Source organism: Streptomyces sp. CA2R106, assembly GCF_037034245.1.
GTDB lineage: Bacteria > Actinomycetota > Actinomycetes > Streptomycetales > Streptomycetaceae > Actinacidiphila.
Map to the genome: position 1 here is coordinate 1 of NZ_JBAGKC010000008.1, position 17,910 is coordinate 17,910.

Below are 17,910 nucleotides of genomic sequence, written 5' to 3' on the forward strand. Positions count from 1 at the left end.
CCATATCCAGCTCAAGCATCTCCGCCGGATAACCCGTCTTCTCCGCCACCACACCCAGCAGCGCGGTCTCGACGGCGCCGGAGTCCGGTCCGGCGGCCACCGGCGCCGCGACGACCGGGGCGGGCGCGGGGGCCGGGGCCGGGACCTCGACCGGGGCCGGTGCGGCGATCGCGGGCGCGGCTACCGGCGCGGGGGCGAGGACGGGTGCCGGGCGCGCCGGTTCGACGTACGCGGCCGGCGCGGGCAGCGCGGGGGCAGGGGCGACGGGTGCGGCGGGGGCCGGGGCGGCGGCGGGGGCCGTGCCCAGCTCCAGCCCGGCGAGGTCGCGCAGGATCTCGTTGGCCCGCAGGTGGGTGCGGCCGATGGCGAGGCCGTGCTCCTTGACCGCGGTGACCCCGGCGATCACCTGGTTCACCCGGCCCTGCTCGTCGGCGCGCTCCAGCAGCCGGGCGAGGCGCTCGGCGCTCTGCAACTGGCCGTTCAGGTAGTCGTCGTGCAGTTCGAGGTGGTCGGCCATCAGGTCGGCCAGGCGGTCGTTGTCCACGGCAGCTGTCTCCAGGACGGCGGGGTCAGGGGCAGGGGGCGCGGCCGGTACGGGGGCGGCCGCGGTGGGCACGGGCAGCGCGGGTGCGGGTGCCGGAGCCGGTACGGGCGCGGGCCGCGGGGTGTCGGCCGGAGCGGCGGCCGCGGCGGGCACGGGCACAGAAGCCGGCACTGGCACCGGTACGGGCACCCGGTAGCCGTTGTCGATCGCGTCCCGGTAGGCCGCCTTGCGCTGCGGCGAGACGTAGTTGATACCGTTGAGCGGGATCGTCATGCCCGGCGCCGGCTCGCTGCGCCGCGCCTCGGCGACGTAGCGGTCCGCGGTGGCCAGCGGCAGGCCCAGGACGGCGAGTTGGGCCACCGCCTGCTTCAGGGTCAGCTCCGCGTCGCGCTTGGCGCCGCCGTCCAGGGCGACCGCGGTGTGCTCGCGGTCGCCGAGCACCCGTCCGACGAGCCGGGTGAGCACCGAGGCGGGGCCGAACTCCACGAACACCCGGAACCCGGCGCCGTACAGCTCCTCCACGCGGGCGGCGAAGTCCACCGGGTGGACCAACTGCTCGGTGAGGACGCGGCGGTTGGCGGCGAGGTCGGCGCCGTAGACCGCGCCGCGGGTGTTGGGCAGCACCCAGCCGCTCGGCTCGCTCATCTCGGCGGCCGCCACGTGCGCGCCGAACTCAGCGACGGCGTGGGCGACATGGGGGGTGTGGAAGGCGGCGGACACCGGCAGCCGGGAGGCCCGCAGCCCGGCCTGCCCGGCCGCCGCGACCAGGTGCTCGATCTGGTCGGTGGCGCCGCCGACCACGATCTGGTCGGGTGCGTTGCGGTTGCAGACGGACAACCCGGGTCGGTCGGCGAGGAGTTCGGCGACCTTCTCCTCGGGTGCGGTGACCGCCGCCATCGCTCCGGCGTCGAAGCCGGGGTCGGCCGGGGGTGCCATGGCGGCGCCGCGGGCCCGGGCGAGCGCGAAGTAGGTGTCGCTGTCGAGCGCGCCGGCCGCCCACAGCGCGGTCAGCTCGCCGAAGCTGTGGCCGAGGAACCCCTCGGCAATGAAGCCGAGTTCGGCCAGGTAGCGGTACTGCCCGACGGACAGCGCGCCGATCGCGGGCTGGGCGTGCGCGGTCTCGCGCAGCGCGGCCTCCTGTGCGGTGCGGGCGCCTGCGTCGAAGGAGGGCGGCGGGAAGGCGATCCGGGACAGCGGCCGGGCGCCGGCGAACTGCCGGTTGGCCTCGTCGAAGGCGGCGCGCAGCGGCGGCAGCGCCAGTACGGCGGTCCTGCCGGGGTTGACGTACTGGCTGCCCTGTCCGGCGAAGAGCGCGGCGACCTTGGTGTCCTGGGCGGCGCGGCGGCGGAAGTAGACGCCCTTGGGGTGGGTCCAGGCGTCGGCGTCGGGGCGGGCGCGCAGTTCGCCGAGGGCCGTCTCGCGCAGGGCGGCGAGTTCCTCCCCGGTCCGGGCGACGAGGGCGAGGCGGGCGTGGCCGGCGGGCGCCGGGCCGCCCTGGGCGGCGGCGCCGCTCGCCAGGGCTGCGGTGAGCGCGGCGGTGTCGGGCGCGTGCCACAGGTGGACGGCGGCGACCGGGAACATCACCTCCAGGTCGGCGCCGTCGCCGTGCTCCTCCATGACGAAGTGGAAGTTGGTGCCGCCGAAGCCGAACGAGGAGATCGCCGCGCGGCGCCGGCCGAGCTTCGGGTCGCGAATCCAGGGCCGCAGTTCGGTGTTGACGTAGAAGGGGCCGCTGTCGAAGTCGATCGCCGGGTTGGGCTCGTCCACGTTGATGGTGGGCGGCAGCACCTTGTGGTGCAGCGAGAGCGCCAGCTTGATCATGCCCGCGGCGCCGGCGGCGGCCTTGGTGTGGCCGATCTGGGACTTCACGCTGCCGACGGCGGCGTACGCGCGCTCCTCGGTGGCCTCGCCGACGACGGCGGCGAGGGCGCTCAGTTCGGTGGCGTCGCCGACCGCGGTGCCGGTGCCGTGGGCCTCGAACAGCTCGATGCTCGCCGGTGAGCAGTCCGCGTCGTGGTAGGCGCGGCGCAGCGCGACCATCTGGCCTTCCTTGCGGGGCGCGTAGATGGACTTGAAGCGGCCGTCGCTGGAGGTGCCCAGGCCGCGCAGCACCGCGTAGACGCGGTTGCCGTCGCGCTCGGCGTCGGAGAGCCGGCGCAGGGCGAGCATGCCGATGCCCTCGCCGATCAGGGTGCCGTCGGCGTTCTTGTCGAACGGGCGGATGCGGCCGCCCTTGGACAGCGCCGGGGTCTTGCTGAAGCACATGTACATGAAGATGGTGTTCTCGGCGTCGCAGCCGCCGACCAGCATGGTGTCGGCGCGGCCTTCGAGCAGTTCGCTGACGGCTGCCTTGACCGCGCCGAGCGAGCTGGCGCAGGCGGCGTCGATCGTCATGTTGGTGCCGCCGAGGTCGAGCCGGTTGGCGATCCGGCCGGCGACGACGTTGCCGAGCATGCCGGGGAAGGAGTTCTCCTCCCACGGGGCGTAGGCCAGGCGGAACTTGGCGGCGATCTCGTCGGCGTCCCGCTCGGACAGGCCGCAGCTGCGGACCACTTCCTTGAGCACGGGCGTCTGGAGCCGCGCGGTGAGCGGCTGGGTGAGCTGGTTGGCGCCGGTGATGCCGAGGATGACGCCGGTGCGGGCGGCGTCGTACCAGGGCTGGTCGGCCCCGGCGTCCTTGAGCAGGTCGCGGGCGACCACCAGGCTCAGCAGCTGGAGGACATCGGTGACCTCCAGGGTGTTCGGGGGCAGCCCGAACTCCATGGGGTTGAAGGGGACGTCGGGGATGAAGCCGCCGCGCCGGGCGTAGGTCTTGTCGGGCGCGGTCGGGTCCGGGTCGTAGAAGGCGTCGACGTCCCAGTGGGTGGCGGGCACGTCGTCGATGCAGTCGGCGGCCGAGGCGACGTTCGCCCAGAACGCGGTCAGGTCGCGGGACTTCGGGTAGAGCGCGGAGAGGCCGACGATGGCGATGGGGTCACGGGCGAGCCGGCGGTCGAGCGCGGATTCCTGCGAAGGGTTCACGGCGAGTCTCTCTGGGATCTGGGCGAACGGGATCTTCCGTGGCGACGTCCGCGCGGCGCTGGGCGGGCCGGTGGGTCGTCCGGTGGGACCGGCGGCGCGTCCGGTGGAGGCGGGGCGTCCGGTGGAGCCGGGGCGTCCGGTGGGGACCGGCGGGTCGTCCGCCGGTGCCGGGCGGGCCGCCCGGCGGGGTCCGCGGGTCAGCGGGGCGGCCGGAGCACTTCCGCGATGGCCGCCGCGGCGTCGGGGCGGGTCAGCATCGTGTAGTGGTCGCCCGGGGTGGGCGGGCGCAGGTCCAGGCCGCGGGGGGCCAGCTCCTGCCAGCCGAGCGCGTCGTCGCCCAGGATGAGGCTGTTCGTGGCCTTGACCAGGGCCAGCGGCACCGACGAGGGCACCGGCCGGTGGGTGGCGGTCAGCCGGTTGTTGCGCAGCAGGCCGTCGACATAGGTGTCGTAGAGCTTGCGCAGGCCCGGCAGCGGGGTGCTTGCCGCCAGGGCGCCGCAGCCGACCGCCGCGTCCAGGACGCGCAGCAGCCCGGTGTCGGTGTCGAGTCCGGCGGTGCCGCCGGGGCCGAGGGCGACCTCGCGGTTCCGCTTGGCGCCGAGGTACATCGCGAACCAGCGCAGCAGCATGGGCGGGTCGAGCGCGTCGTCGGCCTGCTGGTAGGCGTCGGTGGGCGCGATGCTGTCCAGGAGCACCAGCCGCTCGGGGCGTTCGGCGGGCTCCAGGGTCTCCGTCATCGCCTGCGCGAGCACACCGCCGAACGACCAGCCGGTGAACGTGGTCCGCCCCGCGCCGGACCGGGCGGCCCGGTCGGCGCGCAGCTCGGCGGTGAGCTGGGCGGTAAGGGCGGCCACGGTCAGGTCGCTGCGGCCGCCGGACAGCGCCGCCTCGAAGTACTCCGGGACGCCGGCCAGGTCCAGTACGGCGAACCCGGTGCCGTCCGGCAGCGCGTCCGCGACACCGCGCCACACCTCGGATGGCAGGGCGCCGGGGTGGACGGCGTACACGGTGTGCCCCCCGGGCGGGGTGGGCCGGTGCCGGCGGACGATCGGCGGCGCCTGCGGGCGGGGGGCGGGGCCGCGGGCGGCGCCGGCGGCTCTAGGCCGAGGCACGCTGCGCGACCTCCTCGGCGAGGTGGGCCGCCAGGTCCTTGATGGTGGGGTGGTACCACAGCGCCGTGGTCTGGAGCTCGAAGCCGAGCCAGTTCTCCATCTCGCCGGCGAGGATCAGCGCCTCGGTACTGTCCAGGTCGAGTTCGTCGAAGTACTGCTCCGGCGGAACCGCGGCCGGCTCCACACCCAGACGGTGGGCGATCTTCTCGATCAGCCACTCCTGGGCTTCCTGGGTCGTGATGTTCCCCATGCCATTCCCTTCCCGACGACTTGGGTTTCCCGGCGGTCCGCACGTGTGGTCCGGCGGCCTTTTCCCACGGCCGAATTCGGGGTGCGTCCGCGGTTCGGGACAGTAGGCGGGAGGTCTTCGCCCGGGCAACCGGCGGCGGTCCGGAAAACGCCCCGCGGGGCGCCCGCAGCGTTTCGTTCGGTGTGCATGGAAACCAACTGCCCGGGCTGAGCTGGGGAAATACGATACGGCGCGGAGCGTGCGGTTCCGCTGTCAGCATCGCGCCCGCGTGTCAGCGAATCCGTCAGCGGATGTCAGCGGCAGTCGGCGCCCGGCCGGCGCGGAACTCCCGGGGGCCGCGCACGACGATCCCGGCACGGGCCGAGCGCATATGACGCGCGGGGGGACGTCATTCCCTCCGGCGGCGGACAGCGGTTTACCGCGGCGCCGGCACAGTTGTGGCGGAACGCCGGTGACGGGATTCCGGTTGCGGAATGCCGTTCGCGGGAGGCCCGTTGCGGAAGGAGGGCGCCGCGTCGCGTGGGGCGGGGGTGAACGGGCGGGCCGGCCGCCCGCCGTGGGAGGTCGCCTACGGGCCCGCCACCGCGCGGCCGGGGTGCCCGCCCGGGCCGTTGGCGCCCGCGCCGCCGTCCGCGTCGGTGCGGGACGGCGAGCGGCGCGGGCGGGGCTGCGCCTGCCGGACCGTGGTGCTGCGCACCCACTCCCGGATCGACGCGTTCGGCCGCGCGGCCAGTTGGGCGGCGGAGCGGCGCAGCGCCAGCGGGCGGCGGCCGCACACCTCCGCGAGCGCGGCCGTGGCCTCGGGCTCGGCGGCCGTACGGGAGGCGCCCAGGAAGGCGTCGAGCAGTTCGCGTGCCTCCGCCGCCGACAGCACGTCCAGCTCCAGCGGCTTGGCGCCGTTGCGCACCACCAGGTCGGGCAGCGGATGGCGGCTGGTGACGAGCACCAGGTTGCCGGGGGTGCCCGGCAGCAGCGGGCGGACCTGCGCGGAGGTGCCCGCGTCGTCCAGCAGCACCAGGACGTACCGCCCGGCGAGCAGGGTGCGGAACAGCGCGGAGCACTCGGCGAGGTCGGTGGGTATCCGGTCCCTGGCGACCCCGAGGGAGCGCAGGAAGCCGCCCAGCACGCTCAGCGGCTCCAGGGCGGCGCCCGGCGTGCCCTCGCCGCCGCGCAGGTCGGCGTAGAGCTGACCGTCGGGGAACCACGCGTGCGCCTCGTGCGCCCAGTGCACGGCCAGCGCGGTCTTGCCCTGCTCGGGCGGGCCGGAGATGGCCGCGATCGCCACCGACGCCTGGTCCTCGCGGTGGTGGGCCAGCAGCCGGTCGAGCGCGGCCAGCTCCGCGCGACGGCCGACGAACGGCCGCACCACCGGGGGGATCTGCGCGGGCGAGGCGGTGGTGCCGGCCGGGGCGGCGGCCGGCACCGGAACCCCGCGGTCGGGGCCGCCGCGGGGTACGGCCGGGCGGGCGGCGCCGGTGGGGCGGGCCGGAGCAGCGGGGCGGGCCGGGGCCGCCGGTGCGGCGGGGCGGGCGGAACCGGCCGGTGCGGCGGGGGCCTCGTCACCGGGCTGCGCGAGGATGCTGCGGCGCACCTCCCAGATCTCCTCGCTCGGCTCCACCCCCAGCTCCTCGTGGAACCGCGCGCGCAGCTCGCCGAAGAGCCGCAGCGCCGCCGCCTTCTGGCCGGACCCGGCGAGCGCGAGCATCAGCCGCCCCTGCACCCCTTCGTGCAGCGGCTCCTCGTACGCGGCCGCCATCAGCTGCTTCACCACGACGGCGTGCCGCTTCTGGCACAGCGCCAGGTCGGCGAACTCGATGACCATGTCGAAGCGGTGCTGGCCGATGGCGACCACCACCGGGTGCTGGCGCAGCGCGGGCACGTCCTCCAGCACCGGGCCGCGCCAGTGCTGGAAGGCGAGCCCGAACAGTTCCAGGGCCAGCGCCGGTTCACGCTCGCGCGCGGCCACGGCCTGGGCGGTGTACTCCTCGAAGCGCAGCAGGTCCAGCCCGCCGGGTTCGGCCGACAGGGCGTAGCCGCCGCGCACCGTGGTGACCCGGCGCTGGTCGCCGCGCCCGCCCGGGCCGCCCTCGAGGGTACGGCGCAGCCGGGCCATGTAGGTGTGCAGCAGCCCCAGCGAGGAGGGCGGTGCCTCGCCGCTCCACAGCACCTCGGTCATCTCCGCCTGGCTGACCACGCGGTGCGGCTGGATGGCCAGCAGGCCGAGCAGCGTGCGCTGTTTCAGCGGGAGTTCCACCGGTCTGCCGCGGTAGGAGACGGCCAGCGGCCCCAGGACGCGGATGTCGTGTGCGCTCGCGCCGGCGGCCGCGGCTGGGCCCGCGCCGCCGGCCCGCCAGGGGGCCGCGGCCAGGTCCATGCCGACGGCCTCCGCCAGCCGGTCCAGCGAGTGGCGCCGGGGCTGGGCCACGGTGCCGGACTCGATGTAGCGCAGTGCGCGTACGCTCATGCCGGCCCGCCGGGCGACCTCGTTCTGCGTCAGTCCCGAGGCTAACCGGGCCTCGCGCAGAACCGCGCCCCACAAAGCCCCACTCATACCCAGAAGCCTCCCCGTGGAAACGGGCCGATCCGCTTCCGAATTACTGGTCATGACGCGTGGTTCCGCTCGATCATATCGAGGTGTTCCGTCACGTCATCAGGGCGCCGATACCCGCGATCTTGGTTTTGGAACCGGCGATGTGACGCACCGTATCCGGCACGATACGTGGCCGTGACAGGTGGGTCCAGAGTGCTTGGCGGGCTTTCCGCCCTCCGCCCCCGCTCACCCAAGGTGACCCCGGGGAAAGATCGGTGCACGGCCCGCGCACGACCGGCGCACGCCCCGAAATCCCTTACCAGACAGGCGACTTGGCGATCCGAACGCGCCACGGTGGGGCGCGGCGGGAGCCGTCGTGGGAGCCCGTGGCGGCGGCCCGTCCGGTGGCACGGCGGTGACGCCGGCGGGGCGGGCCGGCGGCGGCCGACTGCCGGTCCGGCGGCCGGAATTTCCTCTTCTTCTTGCCGACCGCTCCGGTGCCGCCCGCCGTATCGCGAGGCCAGGCCGCCAAAACGGCCGGGGAAGCGCGCGCCAGAACGGGTACAGGTACGCTCCCAGCGTTTCGCTTACCGTTCCTGTGACCTCATCAGCGGAAAACGTGCGCCCGCCGGCGAAATTCAGCAGATGGAAATGACCGGTTCACATCGTTGTGACACCAGGTATTCGCGGGCCTCGGGGCATGGGGTACAGACCACCAGATCTGCGTCTTTCAGCGGGGAGTTGCGGGAGAATGCCGGTGGACACCGGGCACGACTGGCCGATGGCCGCGCGGGACAGGGAGCTGACCGCCGTCACGGCCGCCGTCGACCACGGCGGCGGGGTCCTGCTGGACGGGGACCCGGGCATGGGCAAGACCAGGCTGCTGGAGGCGGCGCTGGAGCGGGCCGCCGCGGCGGGCCGCAGCGTCGTCGCGGTCGGCGGGGCGTGGCGCGGCGGACAGGAGGACGGTGCGCCGGTCGAGACCGTCGCCACCCTCGCCGACTGCCTGGACCGGCTCGGCGCGCTGCCGCGGCAGGCGGCGGCGCCGCGGCGCCCGCTGGTCGGGCTCGACGACGCCCACCTCGTGGACGAGGCGTCCGCGGCACACCTCTACCGGCTGGCTGCCGCGGGGCAGTTGGCGGTGGCGGCCGCCGTCCGCCGCGGCGCGCCCGCACCGGCCCCGATCGACCAGCTGTGGGTGGCCCGGCTGGTGGAGCGGATCGAACTGGCCCCGTTCGACCGGCGGGCGGTGGCGCGCGCGCTGCACGAGCGGCTGGCCGGTCACCTCGAGGCCGCGACGCTGGAGCGGCTGTGGGCCGACACCGGCGGAAACCCCTTGATCCTGCGGGAGTTGGTGGAGCACTCGCTCGCCGACGGGTCGCTGCGGCAGGTGGACGGGATGTGGCGGTGGCGGGGCCTGGCCGAGCCGCCGACCCGGCGGCTGGCCGCGGTGGTGCACCTGGGGCTGCGGGATCTGGCCCCGGACGAGCAGGAGCTGGTGAACATGCTCGCCCTCGCCGAGCCCCTGGAGGCGGACATCGCCGCCCACTTCGACCTCTCGCGGGCCGCGGAGTCGCTGAACCTGCGCGGGGTGGTGGCGGTGGAGCGGGCCGGGCACCGGCTGCGGCTGCGGCTGGCGCTGCCGCTGAGCCGGGTGGTGGTGGCCGCGCGGATGTCCGACCTGACCGCGCGGCGGCTGCGCCGCCAGATCGCCGCATGGATCGAGAGCACCGGCGCGCGCCGGGCGGACGACCAACTGCGGCTGATCACCCTGCGGTTGGACGCCGGGCTGGTCCCCGAACCGCAGCAGCTGCTCAGCTCGGCGCACACCGCCTTCCAGCAGCAGGACTTCGCGCTCGCCGAGCGCCTGTGCCGGCTCGCGCTGGACAGCGCCGGCGGCCGGACGCCGTACGAACCGGCGCCGTACGAACCGGCCCCGTACGAACCGCCGCCGTACGGACCCGCGGGGCGCGGGGCCGGGCCGGACCGGACCGGGCGGGAGGCGGACGGGCAGGAGCGGGGCGAGCCGGAGTGGGACGGGCGGGCCGCGCGTGCTTCCGCCGTGTTGCCGGCTTTCGCACGCCGTGTTTCAACGCGCGTAGCGCCCACCGGAACCTGTCCCCCGGATGCGCCCGCCGACGTCCCGGCCACACTCCTGCTCGGCCGCATCATGGCCGGTCAGGGCCGCCACGCCGAGGCGGAACGGGTCTTCGCCGCCGCGCTGCACGGCGACTGCCCTGCGCCGGACTGCGACTTCCTCGCCGCGGTGCGCGCCCGCGCGGCCAACCTCGCCGAGGGGCTGCGCCGGCTGGCGGACGCCGCGGACGTCCTGGACCGGACGACCGCCGCGGTCGGCGCGGAGCGGGCACTGCCGCTCCAGGGCTACCGCGCGGTCATCGCGATCCTGGCCGGCCGGCTGCGGCACGCCGTCGAGATCGGCGACCAGGTGCTGCCGGCCGAGCCGGCCGCCTCCCGCGTCACTCAGGAACTGCTGCCCGCGGTCGCCTTCGCCCGGATCGAACTCGGCGACCCGGCCGCCGCGTCGGAGCAACTGGTCGCCTGCCGCGGCCAGGTGGACGCATGGGCGGACGACGCCCGGCTGCGCTACTTCGTGCTGCTGGCCCACTGCTGCTTCCTCAGCGGCGACCTCGGCGGTTACGGCGCCGCGCTGGAAGCGGTCCGGCGGCACAGCGGCGGCGACGAGCAGCAGCGCCGGCTGCACGTCGCGCTGCTGCGGGCCCGGCTCCACCGCGACTTCGGCCGGACCGGCGAGGCGGTCGTGCTGCTGCGGGAGGCGAGCGCGGTGCACGGCCACGGCGACGGCGACTGGCTGGCCACGCCCGCCTGGACGCTGGCCCGGCTCGCCGGCGCTCTCGCCCAGTCCGGGCAGCACAGCGACGCGCTGCGCACCCTCGTGGAGGCGCGGCTCGTGCAGAGCGAGGCCGCCGCGCACCCGGTGGCCGCCGACGACATCGCGCTGGAGCGCGCGCTCGTGCTCGCCTGCACCGGCGACCGGTCCGGGGCGGCCGGCCAGGCGCTCGCCGTGGCCAAGCGGGCCGTCGCCGGGCAGCGGCCGGCCGCCGCGGTGGCCGCGCTGCACCTGGCGGCACGGCTGTCCGACAGCGTGTCCGTGGCCGGCCAGGCAGAACGCCTCGCCGCCTGCACCACCTCCGAGTTGGCGCGGTTGCAGGCCGACCACATCAGGGCCCTGGCGGCCGGCGACGGCGACGCCCTGACGGCCGTGTCCGTACGCTTCCGGGTCCGCGGGGCGCTGCCGCTGGCGGCGGAGGCGGCCGCGCAGGCCGCCCGCGCCTACCGGGCGGCCGGACGCCGCCGCAAGAGCCGCGAGGCGCGCGCCGCGGCGCACGGCATCCTCGCCGACCACGGCGGCAGCCTGCCGCCGTGGATGGCGACCGAGCAGCCCCCCGTCCACGCTGCGGCCGCCCTCACCGCCAGGGAACGGGAAGTGGCCGCGCTCGCCGCGACCGGCCTGTCCAACCGCGACATCGCCGGCCGCCTCGTGGTGTCCGTACGCACCGTGGAGAACCACCTGCACCGCGTCTACCACAAGCTCGGCGTCACCGCCCGCGCCGAACTGGCCCGCGTCCTGGGCCACTCCCCCGCCCCGGTCCCGATCCACGACCCGCGCCCCGCCACCCCTGCGCCCCACCCGCACCCCGCCACCGAACCCCACTGCCCCGAATGCGCCCGCCTGGGCGACTGGGCCGCCTCCTGACCCGGCGGCCGGAAGAGGGGCGTGGCGGGGGCACGTTGAAGTGGCGGCGACTCAGGAGGCGCAGTCCGACGGCGTGTTGGCGAGGCGGTAAGGGCGCGGCCCGTGGACCAGGACGGGGACCGGGGCCCGCGTCCTGCTGATCCGCCCGGCCGGGTACGGCGCCCGCGGCGCTCAGCCCGCGCTGCCCGCCGCGGCGTCGCGGCCGAGCCACGACCCGTCCGCCGCACCGAACCCGCCGGCCCCGGCCGCCAACCGCTCGATCGCCGACCGCAGCAGGCTCTGCTCCGACATCAACTGCTCGACCTGGAGCCGCAGTCGGAAGACCTCCAGCGCGCTCGCCGGGTCGTCGGGCGCGGGCTGGACGCTGCCGGGGCGGACCGGCGACGGGAACGGCAGTGCCACCGTGGGGAGTTGGCCCGCCCGAGCGACCTTCACGGCCGTACGGTCCGCCTCGCGCACCTCGCGCCACCGGTCCACGTCCCGCGCCGCGGACGGCACCACGGCCGACGGCACCACCACCGGCGGCGCCCCGCGCCGCCCGCTCCTGCCGCGCGCGACCGCCAACTGGCGCCGGAACCGCTCCCGACCCGGGTGCGCGGCCACCAGCGCCTCCAACGGCCCCACCACCTGTCGTTCGACGCCCAGCCGCAGCGCCGCGTCGTACAGGTCCTCCGTCGCCTGCAACCGCTCCTCCTCCAGCCGGGCGGCGGCCCCGGCGCACAGCGGGCCGCCGCAGCCGCCGTCCATCGCCGGGCCGCGCCACAGCTTCAGCGCCTTCGTCAGCAGCGTGTAGGCGGTGCGCGGGTCGCCCGCGGCGAACCGGCGGGCCTGGGCGGCCTCCGTCCGGAACTGCGTGCTGTCGATCTCGTCCGGCCGGACCTGGAGCAGGTAGCCGGCGCCGCGGGCGACGAGCCGGGGCGCCTTGGCCCGCGCGGGCTCCACCTCGGTCAGCACCTGGCGCAGCCGTGAGACGTGCGCCTGGAGCGCGTTGGCCGCCTTGTCGGGCGCGTCGTCGCCCCACAGCTCGCGTAGGAGCAGGACCGTCGGCACCGGCGTGCCGGGCCTGGTCGCGAGCGCGCCGAGCAGCATGCGCTGCTTGGGGCTGTTCAGCCGGACCCGCCGCCCTCGCGCGTCGTCGTAGATCTCGGCGGGACCCAGGATTCTGACCTGCATGACGTCCTCCACCCCTCGGTGCGGCCCAGGTTTCCCGGTCCCTTACAGCTCAGCACGCGCACCCGGGCGCGGACCTGAGTGGGCGGTACTCAAAGCCGCGCCGGGCGCGCGGCTGGGACCGCGCGCCAGGGGTGCCGACCAGCCCCCGCGCGGCGCCCGACGCCGCCCCGCCCTGCTCCCGCGTCCCGTCCGGGGTGAGTACCGACCACTCAGGCCCCGGCCCGCGGCCGTGTGATCGGCCGGATGCGCACGGGCCGCCGCCGCGGATGAGAAGGTATGCCGTACGGGTGGCGGACCGGGGGTGTCGACCGCGCCCTGGCGCAGCGGAAGCGGAGAGTCCTATGAGCACGCCGGACGGCGGCGACGGTCGGCGTGACCTGCACGGCGAAGGCCCGTACGGCGAGTACCCGCAGTACGGCGAGCCGCAGTACGCCGAGCCGCAGTACGGCGAGCAGCCGCCCGGCCCGTACGAGCAGCCGTACCAGCAGTACCAGCAGTACCAGCAGTACGACCACGACCAGTACCAGCAGGACGAACAGCCCTACGGCCGCCAGCAGTACGGCCAGGAGCAGTACGGCCCCTACGGCTACACCTCCGTGCCGCAGCAGGGCCCGCCGGCCGCGGACCCGTACGCCCACCTGTACCGGGACCAGTACCGCGGCGAGTACCGCGACGACGACGCCGACTACTCCCTCTACTACGCCCCGAACGTCTACGGCAGCGCCAGCGGCGACGTGGCGGCGGAGGCGACGGGGACGTTCCCGGTGATCGACGTCGACCGGGCGCCGCCGCCCGAGGCGGGGCGCGGGCAGGCCGCCGGCGGCACCCGCAAGGGCTCGGTGCTCGGCTCGAGCGCCGTGATGGCGCTGGGCACGATGGTCTCGCGCGGCACCGGCTTCGTCCGCAACATGATGATCGCCGCCGCGATCGGCCAGGGTGTGATGGGCGACTCCTACCAGGTCGCCTACACGCTGCCGACGATGGTGTATTTCCTGGTCGGCGGCGGCGCGCTCAACGCGGTGTTCGTGCCGCAGCTCATCCGCAGCATGAAGAACGACGCCGACGGCGGCGAGGCGTACGCCAACCGGCTGCTGACGCTGGTGATCACCGCGCTCGGCGGGGTGGTGCTGGTGATGGTGCTGGCCGCGCCGCAGCTGGTGCGGCTGCTGTCGCCGTCGCTGATGTCCACCCCCTCCAGCGCGCACGTCACGGTGGAGATGGCGCGCTACTGCCTGCCGACGATCTTCTTCATGGGCGTGCACGTGGTGGCCGGGCAGATCCTCAACGCGCGGGAGCGGTTCGGCGCGATGATGTGGACCCCGGTGCTCAACAACGTCGTGGTGATCTTCACCTTCGGCATGTACATCTGGGTGTTCGGCAGCTTCGGCCACACCGCGGTGAGCCCGGGCACCATATCCCCGCAGGGCGTGCGGCTGCTGGGCGTGGGCACCCTGCTCGGCCTGGTGGTACAGGCCCTGTCGATGATCCCCTACCTGCGCAAGTCGGGGCTGCGCTACCGCCCGCGGTTCGACTGGCGCGGCCACGGCCTGGGCCACGCGGCCAAACTCGCCCGCTGGACCTTCCTGTTCGTGCTCGCCAACCAGGCCGGGCTGATCGTGGTCACCCAACTCGCCACCGCCGCGGAGAAGTCGGCGGCCGCGCACGGCTTCGCCAGCGGCACCGGCCTGGCGGCGTACACCAGCGCCCAGACCATCTGGCAGCTGCCGCAGGCGGTGATCACCGTCTCGGTGATGAGCGCGGTGCTGCCCCGGATCTCGCGCGCGGCCTCCGACGGAGACGCGGCCGCGGTGCGCGCGGACATCTCGCACGGGCTGCGCACCTCAGCGGTGGCGATCGTGCCCGCCGCCTTCCTCTTCCTGTCCCTGGGCCCCTGGATCGGCGCGCTGATCTACGGCACCGGCGCCAACGGCGGCCGCTCGGTGGGCTACATGCTCGCCGCGTTCGCCCTCGGCCTGATCCCGTACTCGGCGCAGTACGTCACGCTGCGCGGCTTCTACGCCTACGAGGACACCCGCACGCCGTTCTTCAACACGGTGTGGATCGCGGCGGTCAACGCGGCGGTCGCGGGGCTGTCGTACCTGCTGCTGCCGCCGCAGCGGGCGGTGATCGGCATGGCGTTCGGCTACGGCGTCGCCTACTTCGTCGGGCTGCTGGTGGCGCTGCCGCGGCTGCGGCGCCGGATCGGCACGCTGGACGGCCCGCGCATCCGCCGCACCTACAGCCGACTGGTGGCTGCCGCGCTGATCCCCTCGGTGCTCGGCTACTTCCTCGCCCGCGCCACCGAGAGCGCGCTGGGCGGCGGGCTGGTGGGCGCGGCCGGGGCGCTGCTGGTCGGGCTCGTGGTGCAGGTCGGGCTCTTCCTGGCGATCGCGAAGCGGATGCGGATCGAGGAGCTGAACGCGCTGCTGGGGATGGTGCGCGGCCGCCTGGGCCGCTGACCCCGCCCGCGTCCGGCGCGCATCCCGGCCCGCTCCCGCCCGCGCCCGGCGGATCGCCCGTCGGATCGTCATACAACGTGCCCCATATGCGGCAAGCGTGCCGAGCCGTCCCGCGCGTCCCGGTCGGCGCCGCGGCCGCGGGACGCACCCTGGGGCCATGACGTACTGGTTCGGCCGCGCGCACGGCACGCAGACCTCGGGCGCCGGGCGCGAGCAGCTGTTCCTGCTGCTGGGCGGGCTGGTCTGCTCGTTCCTGTTCATCAGGTTCAGCACCCGGATGATCCGCCGGCAGGTGTCCTGGTGGCCGGGGAACGTGCAGCCCGGCGGGATGCACATCCACCACGTGGTGTTCGGCCAGGTGATGATGATCGTCGGCGGGGTGGGCGCGTTCGGGGTGGCCGGCGGGCCGGTGGCGCACGACGTGCTCGCGGTGGTCTTCGGGATGGGCTGCGGCCTGGTGCTCGACGAGTTCGCGCTCGTGCTGCACCTGGAGGACGTGTACTGGAAGGAGGAGGGCCGCCGGTCGGTCGACGCGGTGATCCTCGCGGTCGCGGTGATCGGGCTGCTGGTGGCCGGCGAGGCGCCGCTCGGCGGGTACGTCGGCGGCCGGTCCTACGGGTCGTACGTGGTGGCCGCGGTGCTGCTGGGGTTCGTGGTGCTGTGCCTGCTCAAGGGCAAGGTGTGGACCGGGCTGCTGGGCGTGATGGTGCCGCTGCTCGCGGTGGTGGGCGCGCTGCGGCTGGCCCGGCCGCACAGCCCGTGGGCGCGCTGGCGCTACGCCGCCCGGCCGCGCCGGATGGCCCGGGCCGAACGGCGCGAGGAAGGCGCCCGGCGGCGCGTGATGGCCGCGAAGACCGCGGTGATGGACGCGGTGGCCGGGGCGCCGACCCCGGTGTCGCTGGCGAAGCGGGCCGGGCGGGCGCCGGTGGTGCCGACCGTGGTGGAGGTGCCGCCGTCCCGGCTGGAGGTGCTGCTCGCCCGGGTGCTGCGGCCGCTGCGCGCGCCCGGCGCGGCCGCCGCCGTGTGGTACCTGCGGCTGGCGGGCGTGGTGGACCTGGTCACCGGGCTGGCCGGGCCGCTGCGGGACCGGGTGCGGGCGGCCACCGGCGGCGAGTACGTCACCGCGTTCCTGGTCGGGCCCGGGTTCACCGGCGCCGCGCTGGCGTTCGTGCTGTCGGTGAGCCTGCGGCGGCGCAAGCGGGCGGCGTGGCTGCTCACCACGGCGGCGGCGGCCGCGTACACGGTGGCGATCGCGGTCTCCATGGCCGCGGTGCCCGGCGCGCACCGGCACGCCGTCAACTGGCTGGCCGTCGGGCTGACGTTGCTGCTGCTGTGCGCGCTGCTGGTCTCGCGCCCGGTCTTCAACGTCCGCGGCGAGCGGCGCAACGTCGCCGTGGGGCTGCTCAGCCTGGTGGTGGGCGCGGCCGTCGCGGTCGGCGCCGGGACGCTGCTGGTGCACGCCACCGACCAGGACCCGCCGTCCCGTTGGGGCCCCAGCGCCCGGTACGCGGTGGTGCGCACGCTGACGCTGTCGGCGATCTTCGACCACCCCGGGATCAGGGTGCCGTGGTGGGCGGACGTGCTGATCAACCTGATCAGCGTGGCGCTGCTGCTGCTCGTGGTGCTGGCGTTCCTGCGCGCGCCGCGCGGCCGGGACCGGTTGCAGCCGGCCGACGAGCGGCGGCTGCGGGAACTGCTGCGGGCCGACGGCGGCCGGGACTCCTTCGGGTACTTCGCGCTGCGCCGGGACCGCGCGGTGTGCTGGGCGCCGGGGCGGCAGGCGGCGATCGTGCACCGGGTGGTGAACGGGGTCACGCTCGCCGCGGGCGACCCGGTGGGGCCGCCCGCCGCCTGGCCCGCGGCCGTCGCGCACTGGCTCGCCACCGCTCGCGCGCACGCCTGGGTGGCAGCGGTCGCGCACGCCGGCGACGGCGCCGCGGGCGTCTACACCGCGGCCGGACTGCACGGCATGGACTCCGGATCGGAACCCGTGGTGCCGGTCGGCGCGCTGCCGCCGGGACCGGCCCGGGTCCGGCAGGCGATGGCCGCCGCCGGCTACGGGGTGGTGGTGCGCCGCCAGCGGGACGTCGCCGAGCCGGAGTGGGTCCGGCTGCGGCAGCTCGCCGAGGCCTGGCGGCGGCACGGGCGGGCGGCGGGCGGTGTGCAGTTGGGGCGGCTCGGCGACCCGGCCGACCCGGACTGCGTGGTCGCGGAGTGCGTGGACCGGCACGGCCGGACCTGCGCGCTGCTGGTGTTCGTCCCCTGGGGCGCCGACGGGCTGACGCTGTCGCTGCTGCGGCACGACCAGGAGTCCGGGCAGGGCCCGGTCGACCTCGCGCTGACCGAGGTGCTCTCGCGGGCCCACACCGGTGCCTCGCCGCTGGCCGGGGTGACCCGGGTGTCCCTCAACCTCGCCCCCGCGGGCGGCGATCCGGCCTACGCCGCCTACGGCCCGCACTGGTCGGCCCGCCATCTGCTGTACGAGCGCCGAGCCGAGCTCCCCCGCGTCATCGCCGCCGCGGCCTACACCGAATCCCTCCGCCTCAGCGCCGCCCTCACGCCGCACCATTCCTGACCGGCGGGCGGTTCTTCAGTTCATGTTTTCAGGTCATGTTTTCGGGATGTTTTCAGGTCATGGGCCGGGCGGAATTCGGGAGCCGACACGTCGGGCGGCGCGGAGAAACACCGGAATGTGGCGGCGGAGAAAGGGAATTCGGGTCGCGAGCGGCGCCGGCCGGCCGGTCCGCGCCCGCTCCGCGCCCGATGGGCGCCCGGTCCGCGCCCGGACCGCGGGCTTGGCGGGCACGGCGGGGCCGGGCCGCGCGGGGTGGCGGGGGCGGCCGCACATGCCGACGGCAGCCGTCCGGGTCATTTCCGAAAACGCGGCCGCGCACGCACCGGAAGCGGCGCCGTCGAACGCACCGTCAAGGTGACGGAACATCAACTCCCTTTCCAGTGAACCGTGTTGAATACACCCGGCGAAGCCCTTGGCCCGGGCCACCAGGGGTGATCGGCGCCGCGGGGGCGGGCCGCACCCGAAAAGTGCCGCCACTGCCGTACTCCGAGACGCCCGGCCACCGGTCAC

General features: G+C 75.5%; 8 protein-coding genes. 3 read left to right on the plus strand and 5 right to left on the minus strand.

The genetic code is table 11. The features are described from left to right. The 4 genes from WA788_RS13950 to WA788_RS13965 all read right to left on the minus strand — a co-directional run. On the minus strand, positions 1 to 3,565 hold a 3,565-nt coding region (locus WA788_RS13950; protein ID WP_335976950.1), incomplete at its 3' end, for a beta-ketoacyl synthase N-terminal-like domain-containing protein. Positions 3,566 to 3,762: 197 nt separating this feature from the next. Continuing rightward, positions 3,763 to 4,677, minus strand: coding sequence for a thioesterase domain-containing protein (locus tag WA788_RS13955; RefSeq protein ID WP_335976953.1), 915 nt, complete (start codon positions 4,675 to 4,677; stop codon positions 3,763 to 3,765). Beyond that, complete coding sequence (locus tag WA788_RS13960) at positions 4,664 to 4,927, minus strand: acyl carrier protein (protein WP_335976955.1); 264 nt, start codon at positions 4,925 to 4,927, stop codon at positions 4,664 to 4,666. The genes WA788_RS13955 and WA788_RS13960 overlap by 14 nt, the downstream gene beginning before the upstream one ends. 568 nt (positions 4,928 to 5,495) lie before the next feature. Further along, positions 5,496 to 7,532 carry a BTAD domain-containing putative transcriptional regulator gene (locus tag WA788_RS13965; RefSeq protein ID WP_335976957.1) on the minus strand — a complete coding sequence of 679 codons (2,037 nt, stop codon included), beginning with the start codon at positions 7,530 to 7,532 and terminating at the stop codon, positions 5,496 to 5,498. Positions 7,533 to 8,208: 676 nt separating this feature from the next. Here WA788_RS13965 and WA788_RS13970 point away from each other — a divergent pair. Beyond that, positions 8,209 to 11,193, plus strand: a complete 2,985-nt coding sequence (locus WA788_RS13970) for a helix-turn-helix transcriptional regulator (RefSeq protein WP_335976960.1) — start codon at positions 8,209 to 8,211, stop codon at positions 11,191 to 11,193. A 171-nt stretch (positions 11,194 to 11,364) separates the two neighbouring features. On the opposite strand, the gene WA788_RS13975 is transcribed toward WA788_RS13970, so the two are convergent. Then, a complete protein-coding gene (locus WA788_RS13975; protein ID WP_335976962.1) occupies positions 11,365 to 12,366 on the minus strand; it encodes an AfsR/SARP family transcriptional regulator in 1,002 nt (333 codons plus the stop codon). 341 nt (positions 12,367 to 12,707) lie between these two features. Between WA788_RS13975 and murJ the strand changes: the two genes are divergently transcribed. Continuing rightward, positions 12,708 to 14,825 carry a murein biosynthesis integral membrane protein MurJ gene (gene murJ, locus WA788_RS13980; RefSeq protein WP_335976965.1) on the plus strand — a complete coding sequence of 706 codons (2,118 nt, stop codon included), beginning with the start codon at positions 12,708 to 12,710 and terminating at the stop codon, positions 14,823 to 14,825. A gap of 157 nt (positions 14,826 to 14,982) precedes the next feature. Continuing rightward, the gene (locus WA788_RS13985; protein ID WP_335976968.1) at positions 14,983 to 17,400 is read left to right on the plus strand and encodes a phosphatidylglycerol lysyltransferase domain-containing protein; all 2,418 of its coding nucleotides are present in this window, start codon (positions 14,983 to 14,985) and stop codon (positions 17,398 to 17,400) included. Positions 17,401 to 17,910: the final 510 nt, after the last annotated feature.

Bases quoted from the DNA above. Each gene is read 5' to 3' on its own strand.
- WA788_RS13960 (WP_335976955.1), bottom strand. From the start codon at position 4,927: ATGGGGAACATCACGACCCAGGAAGCCCAGGAGTGGCTGATCGAGAAG.
- WA788_RS13965 (WP_335976957.1), bottom strand. From the start codon at position 7,532: ATGACCAGTAATTCGGAAGCGGATCGGCCCGTTTCCACGGGGAGGCTT.
- WA788_RS13970 (WP_335976960.1), top strand. From the start codon at position 8,209: ATGCCGGTGGACACCGGGCACGACTGGCCGATGGCCGCGCGGGACAGG.
- WA788_RS13975 (WP_335976962.1), bottom strand. From the start codon at position 12,366: ATGCAGGTCAGAATCCTGGGTCCCGCCGAGATCTACGACGACGCGCGA.
- murJ (WP_335976965.1), top strand. From the start codon at position 12,708: ATGAGCACGCCGGACGGCGGCGACGGTCGGCGTGACCTGCACGGCGAA.
- WA788_RS13985 (WP_335976968.1), top strand. From the start codon at position 14,983: ATGACGTACTGGTTCGGCCGCGCGCACGGCACGCAGACCTCGGGCGCC.